The sequence below is a fragment of the Streptomyces sp. NPDC031225 genome, assembly GCF_055570355.1.
This window is the reverse complement of record NZ_JBVIHJ010000034.1, coordinates 82,355-96,765: the sequence shown is the minus strand read 5'-3', so window position 1 is coordinate 96,765 and position 14,411 is coordinate 82,355. Positions and strand designations below refer to the sequence as shown.

Sequence of the window (14,411 nt, the reverse complement as noted above, 5' to 3'; positions counted from 1 at the left end):
CGCGGTCTGCCCTCGACCAGTTTCGGACCTGGCTTGGGCAACAACGGCTCGATGAGCGACCAGAGTTCGTCCGAGACGACCCACGGCCGCGACTCCCTTTTCCCCACGGCAAGACCAACGAGGAACCACGCCGACAGTCACATGATCAACAACTTCTGTTAGGACCTCTTAGACCGACACGAGAGGGCAGTACGCCGCCGACGGCCGCCAGGGCGCGGGCAGTGTCGGTCACCGCGCGGGTCCGGCGCTCTGCTGCGGGCAGCACGGCCGGCACCAGGCCGGCGGCGTACGCCAGGGCGCGGTCGCCGTCGCCGATCTCTCGGTGGATCCCGACCCCCGACGCCGGGTGTGCGTCTCTTTTCAGCCATTCCTTTCTAACGTCCCTGCACAGAAAGGTACTTCCGCACAGGGGCATGCACCTGACATCTTGCATCCACCACTCGTTTCGTACGACCCGGCCGGTGCCACGAGCACGGCCGGGCCGTCTCCGGAGGACGCATTGATACCCCACATATTCAGCCGATCCAGACGCACGCTGGTGCTCGCGGCCACGCTCGGAGCCACCCTCGCGTTGGGCTCCTCGGGCGCCCTCGCGGGCACGCTCCCGGTCGTCCCCTCCACCGCGCCGGCCGCCAAGGCCCACGCTCCGGCCGCAGTGGCGGCTGCCCAGAGTGCGACCTGGGTGGCCGGGACGCGTGCCTATCTCGTGATCACCGCCCCCGGTGACAGTTCGGCGGTCCGCTCCGCGATCGAGGCCAACGGCGGCACCGTCTTCTCGAACTTCGACGCCATCGGCGTGATCGTCGCCCACTCGGCGTCCAGCGGATTCGCCGCCACCATGCGCAACGTCGCCGGTGTGCAGCAGGTCGGCGCCACGCGTACCTCGGACGTCCCGGCCGACGCCTACAACCCGGCACTCCCGGCCAACCCCGCCCAGGCCTCGACCCCGGCCGGAGAACCGGTCCGGGCCGACATGAGCCAGATCAAGGCCGACCAGGCCTGGGCCGTGAACCCAGGCTCCGCCTCCGTCACCGTCGGCATCCTGGACACCGGTGCGGACGACCAGCACCAGGACCTGGCGCCCAACTTCGACGCGGCCGACTCGGTCTCCTGCGCCTACGGCAAGCCCGACACCCGCGCCGGCGCCTGGCGGGACGTCGACACGCACGGCACCCACGTAGCGGGCACCATCGCCGCGGCCAAGAACGGCAAGGGCGTCGTCGGTGTGGCACCCGGGGTGAAGATCGCCGCGGTCCGGGTCGCCGAGCCGGGCAACGCCTTCTTCTTCGCCGAGAACACCATCTGCGGCTTCGTCTGGGCCGGTGACCACGGCTTCAAGGTCACCAACAACAGCTATTACACAGACCCGTGGCAGTTCAACTGCCCGGACAACATCGACCAGGCCGCCATCATCGAGGGCGTCAAGCGCGCCCAGGAGTACGCCGAGAGCAAGGGCTCCCTCCAGATCGCCGCCGCGGGCAACGAGAACTACGACCTCGCCCACAAGACGACCGACTCCGCGAGCCCGAACGACTCGACGCCGGTCACCCGCACCATCACCAACGCCTGCCTCGACATCCCGACCGAGCTGCCGGGCGTGGTCACGGTCGCGGCAAACGGCACTGGCGTCACCAAGGCCTCGTTCTCCAACTACGGTCAGGGCGTCATCGACGTAGCGGCGCCGGGCAGCAGCGTGTACTCCACCGTCCCGGGCGGCGGCTACGGCAGCAAGAGCGGCACCTCGATGGCCACCCCGCACGTGGTCGGCGTGGCGGCACTCATCGCCAGCGCCAACCCGGGCATCACCCCGGCGCAGCTCCGCGCCAAGCTGGCCGAGCAGGCCAACGACATCGCCTGCCCCTCGGACAGCCGCTGCACGGGCACGACCGCCAACAACTCGTTCTTCGGCGAGGGACAGGTCGACGCCCTCAAGGCCGTCGGGACCACCCCGCCGGCCGGCAAGTACTTCGAGAACCTCGCGGACTTCGCCATCAACGACAACGCGACCGTGGAGAGCCCGATCGCCGTCACCGGTGTGACGGGCAACGCCCCGGCCACCCTCAAGGTGGGTGTGGACATCAAGCACACCTACATCGGTGACCTGAAGGTCGACCTGGTGGCGCCGGACGGCACCGTCTACACGCTGCACAACCACACCGGCGGCAGCGCCGACAACATCGCCCAGACCTACACCGTGAACGCCTCCTCGGAGGTCGCGAACGGCACCTGGAAGCTGCGCGTCAACGACAACGCCGCCTCCGACACAGGCAAGCTTGACGCCTGGAACCTGACCTTCTGACGCAGGTCCCGGCAACGCCCGCGCACAGCACGCACAGCGTCGGCGACGGCTCCCCCGCTCGCGACCGCCAGACACCGCGGGTGCGCCGCGGCCGCTCGGCCAGGGCTGCGAACTGCTGGGCGGCAGAAGGCATATGGGCCCCGGTGGCGGTGTACGCCGCGGTCGGGGCCCATATGCCGGAGGCGTCCAGAAAGGCCGCGGACGGCCTGGCAGTACGGGCCGGCGGCATGACCCAGGCAGCCATGGGCGAGGGCACGCGCGCGGCTCGCGCGGGCCTACCCGCGGATCGGGTCAGCACCGCCGCCGATGACGACACACAGGGCGATGGCGCCTCCAGTGCGGCCCTCACCACGCCGAACGGCCGCTACGTCGCGTTCCGTTCGTCGGCCACCAACCTCCTGCCCGAGGGGGTCACCCACCCGGGCGCCTACTCCTACATCCGTGACCTGACAGCCGGTGAGGTCACCAAGATCGAGCAGGCACTGAGCACACCCCGGCTCAGCGCCGACGGCCGCTGGGCCACGTACACCGACTGGCCCAGCCGCACCATGAACGTCTTCCTCTCCGACCTGAGCACGGACACCAGGATCCAGATCGGGGCTCCCGGCGGCCGGGACACCTCGGCACAGCCGGACATCAGCGCGGACGGCCGCTACATCGGCTCCCGGTGGCTAGGGCATCCGCAGGTTCCGACCCGCATCGACCTCTGCGACCGTCCCACCAGCACCCGCGAGACCGTCAGCGCGGGCCCGCAGGACTCCACCCAGGACATGCACAAGCCGTCGATCAGCGGCGCCGGCCGCCGGGTCGCCTACCAGGGCAACGGCACCAGCGACGTGTGGGCCGCCGACCGCGCCACCGGCGCGCAGACCGAGACCGACGACGGCACGACCTCGACCGCGGGGCAGTCGACGGTACGGACGGGCTTGCCGCGCACATGACCGCCGCCACTGCGGTGCCGGGCCCCGGCTGTTCGGGCGAGGGAGGGGAAGATGGCGAGTGTGTCGGTCTTTCCCCCACGCCGCACGACGCATCGGCCGTGTGCAGCAGCGGCCGTGCCGTTGTCACAAAGGGACTCCCGCACGGGAGTCGGAGCGGGTGTCAGCCGCGGTAGCGATCGGCCGGGACCTGCCGGGACAGGTTCGGGACGAGGGTCTGACGCGCCTTCTCGAACGACTCCCAGTCACTGATGTCAGGCAGTGACAAGATGGTGACGGGCTCCCCGGCGTCGAGGCCGGCGAGCGCCGCGTCGACGGCGTCGTCCACGTTCATGACGATCTCGTCGGGAAACGTCGCGAGGTCGACACCGGAGCCGTCCCAGAGATCCGTGCGGACGGCGCCCGGCAGCACGGCCTGCACCGTGACGGGGCTCTCGGCGAGTTCCTGCTGCAGGGCCTGGGTGAACGTCAGCACGTAGCTCTTGGTGCCGCTGTAGACGGCGCTGACGGGCAGGATGTTGAGAGCCATGGCAGAGGAGATGTTGACGACGGTGCCGCGCCCGCGGGCCGTCAGCCCCGGCAGGACCGCGATGGTAAGCCTGGTCAGCGCTGTCACATTGAGGTTGATCAGCGCCTCGTAGGCCGCCGCGTCGGAGCCTGCCAGCGGCGTGAGCAGCGCACCGCCGGCGTTGTTGACCAGCATCTCGATGCTCTCGTCGGACCGCAGACGCTCCTCGACGACGGAGAGCTGCGCCGCATCGGTGAGGTCGGCGGTGATGACGTCCACCGCGCGGCCCGTGCGGCTGCGGATGTCCGACGCCAGCGTTTCCAGCCGCGCGGCGTTCCGGGCCACCAGGATCAGGTCGTAGCCCCGGTCGGCAAGTCGCTGCGCGTAAGCGGTTCCCAGGCCGGCGGACGCCCCGGTGACGACGGCGGTCTTGTTCTGCGTGGTCATGGGGTGGATCTCATTTCTGGTGGCGGATGAGGGGGCCAAAGCGCCGCCCTCGCTTTAGATTACGATAGATATCTAACGCCGTCCAGCCAACGGCTGCGACGCCGCCGGCCACCCACCCGCGACCGGAGACCGACGCGGACTCGCAAGCCCCTCGCCTTGCGACAGCGAGAACGGGTCATGCGGGAGGAGGGCGCTGCGGCCGGCCGTCGACACTTCGCGTACGATAGATGCACTTAAGTATCTAACGTGAGCAGGTGACTGATGAGTCGCGTTTCGCAGGCGCAAGCGATCGAAAACCGCAGGCGCGCGGTCGCCGCGGCCTCCCAGCTCTTCCGGGAACGCGGCGTGAACGGCATCAGCGTCGCCGATCTGATGAAGTCCATCGGGCTGACCACCGGCGGCTTCTACAAGCAGTTCCCCTCCAAGGAGGCCCTGGTGGCCGAGGCGGCTCAAGCCGCTTTCGGGGACCTCGACCTACTCCTGGCGTCGTTCGATACGGACCACGGCGACCACGCCACCGCGCGCGGCGCCCTCGTCGACTTCTACCTGTCGGCCGAGCACCGTGACATGCCCGGCACCGGTTGCCCCACCGCCGGATTCGCAGGGGACATGGCTCGCGAGCCCACAGCCGGGGAGGTGCGCGAAACGTACGCGGCCGGAGTCCAGGAATTTGCCGCGTGGATGTCCACCGACGCCAACGACGGCCTTCCCATGGTGGCCACCCTGGTCGGCGCGATCCTGCTCGCCCGGGCCACCGCCGGCACAGAACTGTCGGAGAAGATCCTGGAATCGACCCACAAAGCCCTGACCGCACCGCACGGGCCTCGACTCGGAATCCAGGGGACAGGGACTGAGCGACGGGGACCCGACGCCACGTAGGTAGGCAAGCGCCGAAATCCCAGCAGCACGCGGTGGCGGAAGCCCTGCGCCCGCCCTCGCCCGCTCGCTCCTCCGGTCATGCCGGAATGGGCAGCAACGGCCGGATGACCTGCCGTCTATGGATTCGGGCCGTGACGCAGCCGAGGACCACCCAGATGGTCGCCTGGGCCTGACGCCGGGCCGCGCTTCAGTGAGGCAGCAAGACGTCGACCTGCCCCCGGATGTCCTGCACGATCTCCTCGACGCTCAAGGCGATGTTCACGCTCGCCGCCGTGCTGAGGAACATCACGGCGGACACGATGTGTGCCAGCGTCGCGGCGTCGCCCTCCGCGACCCGCTCGTCTCGGCGCAGCACGGCGGCGATGGCCTCCTCGGCCTGGGCGACGATGGCGAGTGCCGCGCCGTGCCGGGGCTCCTCGGGGTCGCCGAAGACCATCTCTCGCAGGTAGGTGCGTCCGTTGTCGATCTGGGTGCGGTTGCATTCCACGATCGGCCTGACGATCGCCATCACCGCGTCCAGCACGCCTGGGATGGCCTCGGCGTCCGCCCGGCCCTGCTCAAGTGCTTCGGCGTACTTGGCGTTCTGCACCAGCAGGAGGAGTTCGCCCTTGGTCTTGGCATAAAGGAACAGGGTCCCGGTGCCGATGTCGGCCTTGTCGGCGATCTGCTGGGTCGTGACCTCATCGACGCCGTGTTCGGCGAACAGCTCAGTGGCGGCAGCGACGATGCGGTCGAATTTCTCCTGCTTGTTCCGCTCGCGCCGTCCGGCCGACCGGGGGGCGACAGGCATGACGGTGTCCTCCAGGAATAGATTCTGACTATAGTCAGTTATGACTGTAGTCAATATCGTGTGGGCTCGGATACGGCTGCGCTCATTCTCCCATGGCGGGGCGACGAGTCATTGCTCCATCCGGGCACAGCCACGCACTCACATCCCCTTGGAAAGAAGGAACCCATGCCCTCTCTCGATGGAGCAGTCGTCCTCGTCACCGGCGCCAATGGCGGTATCGGCACCCACTTCGTCCACGACGCCCTGGCTCGCGGCGCCGCCAAGGTCTACGCCACCGCCCGTTCCCCCCGTGTCTGGGACGACGAACGCATCGTCCCCCTGACCCTTGACGTCACCGACCGCGCGTCGATCGACGCGGCCGTCGCCGCCGCGGCGGATGTCACCGTGCTCGTCAACAACGCGGGCGCCATCCCGCCGAGCGCGAGCCTGCTGGACGTCACCGAGGCGGACATCCGGGCGAACATGGAGACGAACTTCTTCGGACCGGTCTTCCTCGCCCGCGCCTTCGCACCGGTCCTCGCCGCCAAGAAGGGGTCAATCCTCATCGACGTGCACTCCGTTGCCAGCTGGTATGCCTTCGGCGGCGCCTACAGCGCGTCCAAGGCCGCACTGTGGTCGGCCACCAACTCGCTGCGCATCGAGTTCGCGCCCATGGGCGTCCACGTGACGGGTGTGCACATGGGCTACGTCGACACCGATATGGCCGCGCACGCTGACGGACCCAAGATGCTGCCGACGCAGCTGGTGACGACGGTCTACGACGCCGTCGAGGCCGGCGAATACGAGGTCCTGGCCGACGAGTTGACCAAGGGGGTCAAGGCGGCTCTGAGCGGCCCGGTCGAGGCGCTTTACCCGGACCTGCACAGCACGAACGCCTGACATTTGTCTTCGGTCCCGACGTGATCTCTTCACGTCGGGACCCCGTGGTCCATGGCGTTCGTACAGTTGGCCGGCCGGTGTCGAGTAGTGGGTGCACCGTCGCGGCCGTCGAGCCGTGGATGACATCGGCGGTCGATCCGCCCGCATGCCCGATCAGCAGCGGGGCACCACGGTGGTGACAGACCATCGCGGCTGTCGGGCCAGGGGTTCAGGCGGTACCAGGCACCGGGCGTTCGGCCCGGTCTGTGTCGGTGAAGCCCGGTCAGGCCATGGTCGGCGCGCACTCGTCCGCGCATCATCCGGTGTAGTTCGTCCAGCGACCGCCAGGGCACTGCCCGGAACGCCACCTGCGGCAGTGTCGGCGGGTACAGGATTCGCCACTGGGTGGTGAGTCCTGGCCAATCGGCCCGTGGCCCGGAGAGGGCACCGACGCGTTCGAATTCGCCCGCGATGCTGGTGCGCCGGTCACCCACGGTGCCGAAGATGTCGGAAATCAGGTGGGCCCCGCGGCAAAAGAGGACGGGTGCGGCATCGGCTGCGTCCGTGCTCGCTTTCTGATGGGTGTCAGCGGTGCTGGTTGGCGACGCCGATGTAGTGCCCGAGCCGGTACTCGAAGTCGATGCCGGCCTGTTCGGCGACGGCCTGCGTGCCGGCGGCCCGGGTGAGGAATCCGGGGAGGGCGAGGGAGTGGGTGAACTCGCCGTACGCGGCGACCAGGTCCGCGTCCGGGGGCAGGGATGCCCGGTTGATCTGGGCTTTGGCCGAGGCGAGTGAGGTGCGGTCGAAGGAGGCGAGCCGGGCGGCGACGGTGCCGACGAAGGCGTCGAGTTCGCTGTCGGGGAGGGCGCGGGTGACCCAGCCCCAACGCTCGGCTGTGTCGGCGTCGTAGTCGTCGCTGGTGAGGACGGCTTCCAGGGCGCGGTCGCGTCCGATGGCGCGAGGGAGGCGTTCGGTGCCGCCACCGCCGGGCAGCAGTCCGCTGCCGACCTCGGGCTGTCCGAAGATCGCCTTCTCACGACTGGCGTAGCGCAGATCGAGGGCGAGGGCGAGCTCGTTCCCTCCGCCGCGGGTGCGTCCACGGATGGCCGCGATGGTGATGTAGGGCGCTTTGGAGAGTTCCAGGACCAGATTCGTCCATGCCGGCACCGCGTCCGGGTCCTCGGGAGCGGGAAAGTCGGCGGCAGCGGTCAGGTCGAAGTGGTTGTAGAAGAAGTCGGGGGTGGCGCTGTCGAACAGCACGACCTGGATGTCCGGGTCGGTAGCCAGTTCCTCGACGATCTCGATGAGGCGCAGGACGGTCTCGCCCACGATGAGGTTGACGGGCGGGTTGGCGAAGGGTGATCTTCGCGATCTGCGGTGCGGTGCGCTCGTAGTGGATGGTGCTGTGCTCGCTCATGGCTGGCTCCCGATACGGATACGGATACGGATACGTGATAGGTGTCAGACGGCGACGGGTGCGCGAGGACGGCTGGGAAGCGTGGGCCGGACGAATTGCTGACCAGATCCGGCGGTCCGCTCCTCGCCCGCGCCGCTCACACCTCGTAGTGCGGGAGGATGTCGCCGTTCTTGACGTAGGTGAGGGCGGCGGTGACGTCGTAGGCGTGGATCGCGGAGACCTGCGGGGCCAGCCGGTCGGACAGGTCCTGGATCACCTGGCCGGTGAAGAAGGCGTCCCGTGCCGCAATGTCGGTGAGCCCAAGGCTGACCGAGGCGTGGAAGTGCTGATCGTGGGGGTTGTCGTGGGCGACGTCCGGGGTGTCCCAGAGTTTTTCGATCCAGGGCAGGAACGTCTGCGTGCGCAGTTCCTTCAGCACTCCGGTGCCGGCGAGCGCGGGAGCGAGCTGCTCGTTGACGAACTTCCGGAAGGCGCCGGCCCCTGCGCCGTCTCTGCGGCGCAGATAGACGAGAGCGCGGGCACCGACCGTCTCTCCGGGGCCTGCGACGTCGTACCAGCGGGAGGAGTTCGGCGGGCCGGTGTAGAGCAGGGTGCGGCGGAACACGTTGATCTCGTCGGCGTAGGCCAGCTTCGTCTGCTTGCGCCCTCTCAGGGGTGCAAGCGCCGACTGGAAGGTGACTTCCGCGACTCCGTCGATCTTCCGGTCAGCGGGGATCGCGGTCTGGACCCCGTCTATGGCCGGCCACCGGCCCGGGTTGTGCTCGGCGAGGTGGATCTGCCGGTACTCCTCCAGGCCCGGGGTGGCGGAGATGATCCCTGAGTGCGGGCCCTTCCAGTGGTCCATGCCGGTCTGGCGGGGCTGATCGGTCCGCACCCACAGCAGGATCGAGGAGGTGAGAGGCTTCTTCACTTCCAGGGGTGCGACGGCCGGTGACGTGCTCACGATGTTGCCCTTCTCTTCCTGGTCAGGCGGTTGTCACCGGGCGAGGAACTCGACCGCCACGGGGGCGAACTCGTCGTGGTACTGGAAGACGCCGCCGTGCCCGGAGTCGGGGTAGATGATCACCCGGCTGTCCTTGATGCGCCGATGCAGGTCCCCCGACAGGACCGACGGCACCATACGGTCGTTGTCGCCGTTGGCGATCAGGGTGGGCTGCGTGATCGACGACAGGTCGTCGGGGGCGGAGCGCCCCCACTTCTTGATCGCCTTCAGCTGTGTCTGGAACGCCTTGACCTTGATCTCCGCGTCGCGGTCGACGGTGCGCTCCTTGAGCCGGTTGACGAACGCGCGCCCGGCGGCCTTGCCGGTGGCGTTGCGGTTGAAGAACAGGAACTCCTTGGGGTCCGAGCGGGTCAGGGTGGCGCGCAGGATGTCCCAGTAGGTGGTTCCGGCGACCTTGTCGATGTCCTTGCCGCCCTTGGGCCCGGTGCCGGTGAGGACGAGCTTGCGGACGAGCTCGGGGTGCTTCACCACCAGGGCCTGGGCGACCATGCCGCCGAGGGAGAAGGAGAAGACGTCGATCTTGTCGTACCCGAGCGCCTTGATGAAGGTGTAGGCGTCGTCGGCCATCGCCTCGACACTGTCCGGCACCTGGCCGGTGGACGCTCCGACACCGCGGTTGTCGAAGGCGATGACGTGACGGCCCTTCGCGACGGGGTCGACGATGCGGGGGTCCCAGTTGTCCAGGGTCGCGGCGAGGTGGACGAAGAAGACGACGGGGATGCCGCCCTTCGGGCCCAGCTCGCGGTAGGCAAAGGTGACGCCACCGGCGCTGACGGTGCGGGCCGGGGCCTTCGCGTAGGAGGTGATGACGGCTTCGTTCGGGGTGTCGGTGCTGCTCATGACGGATTCTCCTCGTGTGCTGTGTGTCGCCCGTCGCGGTTGCGGCGGGTCAGCTGTTGCCGATGACGGCCTTGCCGCGGATGCCGCCCTGGGACAGGGACTGCAGCGCCTGCGGGGTCTGGTCGAAGCGGACCACCTTTCCCACGACCGGGCGCACCACGCCCTGGTCGATGAGGGTGGTGATCTGGCGGAGCTGGTCGCCGCTGGCGCGCATGAACAGGAACTCGTACGTCACACCGAGCTTCTTCGCCTGCCTGCGGATCTTGCCGCTCAGGCCTGCGACCGCAAGGCGCAGCAGCGGGTTCAGGCCTGCCTCGCGGGCGAACGCGGGGTCCGGGGGACCGGCGATCCCGATGGCCTTGCCGCCAGGCTTGAGCACCCGCAGGGACTTCTCGAGGTTCTCGCCACCGATGCCGTCCAACACCAGGTCGTAACCGGTCAGGAGCTGCTCGAAGTCCTGGGTGCGGTAGTCGATCACTGTGTCCGCGCCGAGCGCGCGCACGAAGTGCGCGTTGGAACCGCCGGCGGTCGTGGCGACGCTCGCACCGAGGTGTGCGGCGAGCTGGATCGCGATCGAACCGACCCCGCCGGCGCCGGCGTGGATGAGAACCTTCTGCCCGGGCCGCACCTTCCCGCGCTCCACCAGCGCCTGCCACGCCGTGAGCGCCACCAGCGGCAGCGAGCCGGCCTCATCCATGCTGATCGAGGCGGGCTTGAGCGCCACGTCGCCCTCCGCGACGGCGATGCGCTCGGCGAACGTGCCGATGCGGTCCGCGGCGGGCCGGGCGTAGACCTCGTCTCCGGGCTTGAATCCGCGAACCGCCGCCCCGACGCCGATGACGGTGCCCGCGACGTCGTTGCCCAGGATCAGTGGCAGCTTGTAGGGCAGGATCTGCTTGAACTCACCGGCGCGGATCTTCTCATCCAGCGGATTCAGCCCGGCGGCCTCCACCCGGACCAGCACGTCGTGCTCCCCCACGGTGGGTTCGGGGACCTCCGCCTCCTGCAGCGGCTCCTTGTACTTGGTGACGACGAACGCTCTCATGGGGCGTCTCTCCTTGCCTTCATCCAATTCATCCCGGTTTGCGACCAGGTCGGCCAATTCAGCGCGACTTCCGGGGTCTCGCCTCACTCCGCCAATCCGAGTACGCTCAACTATGAGCGCACTCAGAATTATTGTCAAGGGAGGCCCCATGGGACGCGGCCACATGCCGATCGGGCGCCGCGAGCGGGCCAAACAGGCCAAGCGCGAGCGCATCATGACCGCGGCTCGTGAGCTGTTCGCCGAACACGGCGTCAGCGGGGTCACGACGCAGCAGATCGCCCACCGGGCCGACGTCGCGATCGGCACCCTCTACCTGTACGCGTCCACGAAGGCCGAGTTGCTGATCATGGTGCAGAACGAGAAGTTCGCCGCCGCCATCGACGCCGGCCTCGCCGCCGCGAACGTCGGCGCCGGACAGGGCGCCCTGGAGCCGGTCATCGCCCTCATCCGTCCCGTGGTGGAGTGCCTGAGGGAACACATCGAGAACGGCCGCACATACCTGCACGAACTCGTCTTCGGCGACCCGGCCGAGCCCTACCGGCAGGCGGGCCTGGCCCTTGCCGGCCGCCTCGAGGACGGCGTCACCGGCCTGCTCATCCGCGACCCGCGCATCGGCACCGCCGACGCGGCAACGCTGGCGCGGGTGATCACCGCGATCATCCACATCAGCACCACCGCCACCGTGTACCTGCACCGCGGCGACGAAGCCGTCCTCGCCCACATCCGCGACCAGATCCAAGCCACCCTGGCGCCCCACCGCCGCGCCGCATGACCACTCGCCCCACGGGCCAACCATCGAACACCCCGGGGAGGGGGCACGTCATGAGCGCGCACTACGACGTCATCGTCCTCGGCGCCGGCCCGAGCGGGTACGTCGCCGCGATCCGCGCCACACAACTCGGCAAGAACATCCAGCCCGGCAGTGCGGACAACGGACAGCCGCAAACACTGTCCATAACAGGCCCTCCACGCCCACCGAGGACCACCACTCAAGCCAGTCGGCGACCTGCTGCGGATCGGTCGTGGCCGGGCACAGCGTCCAAGGTGGCGGCAACTGCTGATCGGCGAAGAGCCGCTCCAGCACTGCACGGCGCTCCCGATAGGGCCGCTCGGTCCGGTCGCTGCCCAGGCGGAGCAGGTCGAAGGCAACGAAGTGGGCTGGCCACTGCGCAGCCGCCCGGGCCGCAGCTGCCGATCTGCGGTGCTGGCGTTGCTGAAGCCGTTCGAAGGCGAGCCGACTGTTCTCCCACACGACGACCTCCCCGTCGAGCGCGGTGTTTTCGGGTAAGTCGGCGGCTGCGGCAACGATTTCGGGAAAGGCTCCCGTCAGATCGCCGCCGGAGCGGGACCGGATAAGGACACGCTCGCCGGACCACCGGCCCACGAGTGCCCGGTAGCCATCCCACTTCGGCTCTGCCGCATGACCCAGTGCCAGTGCCGGTGCCAGTGCCAGTGCGAGTGCGGGATCGGCGGTGGGCTTGGCGAGCATCGGATCCGGCAGAGACCAGGTCAAAGACACCGTTGACGTCTTCCACGATGCGTCGGGTGTGCGGGTCGGTGTCGCCTGGTCAGCGGATCCGAGGCAGAGCCTTGTCCGGGTGCGCGGCGTGTACGTACTTCACGGCGATGCTGGGGTGGATGCCGAAGAGGCGGACGAGGTGGACCGGGTCGGCGGTCTCCCGGGCCTCGTCCAGGATGCGGTCGGCCCATATCTGCCGTGGCAGCAGCCCGATCTGGTCGAACGCGGCACGCATCGCGCAGTAGCTGATCTGCGGGGAGGCCGGGTGCCGGTAGGTCTGGGAGGTGATGAGCAGGTGCGGGTTGGTGGCCTGGGGCCAGCGGCGGCGGCGCTCGCGCAGCCAGTCGGCCGCCAGGTCGGTGCTCAGGTCGTCGAGGTAGACGAGGTGGATGCCTTCACCCCGGCGCACCGCCAGTGTCCGGCGGGCGAGGTCGGGGTCGGCCAGGTCGAGCCGGGCGACCTCCACGGCACGCACGGCGTGGATGGCGACCAGACCGACGATGAGGCGCGCGGCGGGACCACCCAGCCGGTCCGGGGCTCCGGCCAGTCGATCGCTGGACAATGGCCGTGGCAGGTGTACTCCAGCGGGCAGTTGCAGCCCGGCCGTGGGGTTGAGGAAGATCAGCCGCTCCTGCTTCAGGGCCCGGAAAATGCTGCGCAGCACGCTGAGCAGTCCGCGGGCCACGTTGCCCTGATGGCGGGCGAGTTCGCTCGTGATGTGATCGGCGGTGATCTGCCGCAGGTCCAGCCCGGCCGCCGTCCATGAAGTCAGGGTCGGCCAGGCGATGCGCAGGTAGCGGCGGATGCGCCGGAAGCAGGCGGGGGCGTGCCGGTAGCGGCCTCGACCGCGCAGCACCCGCACCCAGGTGCTCAGCTGGTCGGACATCGGAGCGGGAAGTTGAGCGATCCGCGTGTGCAGGGCCTGCTCGTCGTACCGGTTGCGTCGTTGCTGGCTCAAGTCGGGTGTGTGCGGGGGCACTTGGTGCTGGACGTCGGTGAGCAGCTGCGCGGGTGTCTCGGAGAGTTCGTCCGCCTCCAGCAGCGCGTGCGCGTGGAGGAAGGAGATCACGCGGCGCGTGGCGGCGGTGCCGGCCGCAACGGTCCCGGCCAGGGAACGTACGTCCCGCTCGGGGATCGGCACGTGCGGCCCCAGCCGGGCCAGCAGAGTATGCAACACCACGGCCGCACCGCCCGGCACATTGCGTTTGTCGGCGAGCCAGGACCGCGGGTATCCGGCGGTGAAGGTATCCAGCAGCTCCTGCGCCGGAGCCGGCAGTGGGGACATCCGGGGGCAGCGCGAGGACGCGGGTGCGCTGCTTGCGCTGCCAGGTCCGCGGCATCGAGAACAGACAAAGCTGCCCCGGTCCTACCAACATAGCCACCGTCTGTCCCTCCGGGGAGGGCGTCGTGCGGGGCCGGGCGCATGAACGAGAGGCCGGGCCGGACCTGTTGTGCACGACGAAGCCCAGCTCCCCGGCCCGCCGCAGCGCCGCACCGGAGGCAGAGCTGGACGCCGTCGGGGCCGCCGCGCCGGGGGCCGACCCTCGGCGCCCCGTGCCAGGCGGACGGCCCGTCCCGCTCGACCTGCAACGTCGTGGCGTTGGGCGCGGGTAACACGGTGTAGACGTCCCGCAGGAAGCCGCCACGGTGGTTGAGGGGCCTGGAAGTCGCCCGCTGACGCAAGTCGACGTACAGCGACGGCAGCGACGGCGACCGCCTCGAAGTCGCCGACGGCTACCTCGCCCACGTCCCCGTCCCCGTCCCCGACTGGAAGAACCCCCTCGGCCAGTGGCTTGTGTTCCGGGGCGGATTCAGGGTCGGCGTTTGTGGACGGAGGAAGGCGACGGACAGTTCATGACCTGACCGGC

General features: G+C 69.2%; 13 protein-coding genes. 5 read left to right on the top strand and 8 right to left on the bottom strand.

The window, feature by feature from the left end; translation table 11 throughout:
* The first annotated feature begins 538 nt into the window (after window positions 1-538).
* Window positions 539-2,299 (top strand): S8 family peptidase, encoded by a 1,761-nt coding sequence (locus ACZ48Z_RS40420; RefSeq protein WP_468740909.1) that lies wholly within the window; start codon window positions 539-541, stop codon window positions 2,297-2,299.
* Window positions 2,300-2,526: 227 nt separating this feature from the next.
* On the top strand, window positions 2,527-3,240 hold the full coding sequence (locus ACZ48Z_RS40415; protein WP_468740908.1) for a TolB family protein: 714 nt from the start codon (window positions 2,527-2,529) through the stop codon (window positions 3,238-3,240).
* 160 nt (window positions 3,241-3,400) lie between these two features.
* Here ACZ48Z_RS40415 and ACZ48Z_RS40410 read toward each other — a convergent pair whose 3' ends face one another.
* Window positions 3,401-4,192: an SDR family NAD(P)-dependent oxidoreductase gene (locus ACZ48Z_RS40410; protein WP_468740907.1), complete on the bottom strand. Its 792-nt coding sequence runs from the start codon at window positions 4,190-4,192 to the stop codon at window positions 3,401-3,403.
* 261 nt (window positions 4,193-4,453) lie between these two features.
* On the opposite strand from ACZ48Z_RS40410, the gene ACZ48Z_RS40405 reads away from it, so the two are divergent.
* Window positions 4,454-5,071 carry a TetR/AcrR family transcriptional regulator gene (locus ACZ48Z_RS40405; protein WP_468740906.1) on the top strand — a complete coding sequence of 206 codons (618 nt, stop codon included), beginning with the start codon at window positions 4,454-4,456 and terminating at the stop codon, window positions 5,069-5,071.
* Window positions 5,072-5,258: 187 nt separating this feature from the next.
* Here ACZ48Z_RS40405 and ACZ48Z_RS40400 read toward each other — a convergent pair whose 3' ends face one another.
* On the bottom strand, window positions 5,259-5,861 hold the full coding sequence (locus tag ACZ48Z_RS40400; RefSeq protein ID WP_468740905.1) for a TetR/AcrR family transcriptional regulator: 603 nt from the start codon (window positions 5,859-5,861) through the stop codon (window positions 5,259-5,261).
* A gap of 165 nt (window positions 5,862-6,026) precedes the next feature.
* Here ACZ48Z_RS40400 and ACZ48Z_RS40395 point away from each other — a divergent pair, with 165 nt between their 5' ends.
* The gene (locus ACZ48Z_RS40395; protein ID WP_468740904.1) at window positions 6,027-6,740 is read left to right on the top strand and encodes an SDR family oxidoreductase; all 714 of its coding nucleotides are present in this window, start codon (window positions 6,027-6,029) and stop codon (window positions 6,738-6,740) included.
* Between the two features lie 564 nt (window positions 6,741-7,304).
* Here the strand turns inward: ACZ48Z_RS40395 and ACZ48Z_RS40390 are convergent.
* The 4 genes from ACZ48Z_RS40390 to ACZ48Z_RS40375 all read right to left on the bottom strand — a co-directional run bounded on the left by ACZ48Z_RS40390 (window position 7,305) and on the right by ACZ48Z_RS40375 (window position 11,024).
* Window positions 7,305-8,048, bottom strand: coding sequence for an enoyl-CoA hydratase/isomerase family protein (locus ACZ48Z_RS40390; protein ID WP_468740903.1), 744 nt, complete (start codon window positions 8,046-8,048; stop codon window positions 7,305-7,307).
* A gap of 224 nt (window positions 8,049-8,272) precedes the next feature.
* On the bottom strand, window positions 8,273-9,079 hold the full coding sequence (locus ACZ48Z_RS40385) for a strictosidine synthase (RefSeq protein WP_468740902.1): 807 nt from the start codon (window positions 9,077-9,079) through the stop codon (window positions 8,273-8,275).
* A gap of 33 nt (window positions 9,080-9,112) precedes the next feature.
* Window positions 9,113-9,979, bottom strand: coding sequence for an alpha/beta fold hydrolase (locus tag ACZ48Z_RS40380; RefSeq protein ID WP_468740901.1), 867 nt, complete (start codon window positions 9,977-9,979; stop codon window positions 9,113-9,115).
* Window positions 9,980-10,028: 49 nt separating this feature from the next.
* Window positions 10,029-11,024 (bottom strand): NADP-dependent oxidoreductase, encoded by a 996-nt coding sequence (locus ACZ48Z_RS40375; RefSeq protein ID WP_468740900.1) that lies wholly within the window; start codon window positions 11,022-11,024, stop codon window positions 10,029-10,031.
* A 148-nt stretch (window positions 11,025-11,172) separates the two neighbouring features.
* Here ACZ48Z_RS40375 and ACZ48Z_RS40370 point away from each other — a divergent pair, with 148 nt between their 5' ends.
* Window positions 11,173-11,796, top strand: coding sequence for a TetR/AcrR family transcriptional regulator (locus tag ACZ48Z_RS40370; protein ID WP_468740899.1), 624 nt, complete (start codon window positions 11,173-11,175; stop codon window positions 11,794-11,796).
* A gap of 69 nt (window positions 11,797-11,865) precedes the next feature.
* Here ACZ48Z_RS40370 and ACZ48Z_RS40365 read toward each other — a convergent pair whose 3' ends face one another.
* Both ACZ48Z_RS40365 and ACZ48Z_RS40360 read right to left on the bottom strand, forming a co-directional pair.
* Window positions 11,866-12,513, bottom strand: a complete 648-nt coding sequence (locus ACZ48Z_RS40365; protein ID WP_468740898.1) for an ATP-dependent DNA ligase — start codon at window positions 12,511-12,513, stop codon at window positions 11,866-11,868.
* Between the two features lie 79 nt (window positions 12,514-12,592).
* On the bottom strand, window positions 12,593-13,828 hold the full coding sequence (locus ACZ48Z_RS40360) for a hypothetical protein (protein WP_468740897.1): 1,236 nt from the start codon (window positions 13,826-13,828) through the stop codon (window positions 12,593-12,595).
* Window positions 13,829-14,411: the final 583 nt, after the last annotated feature.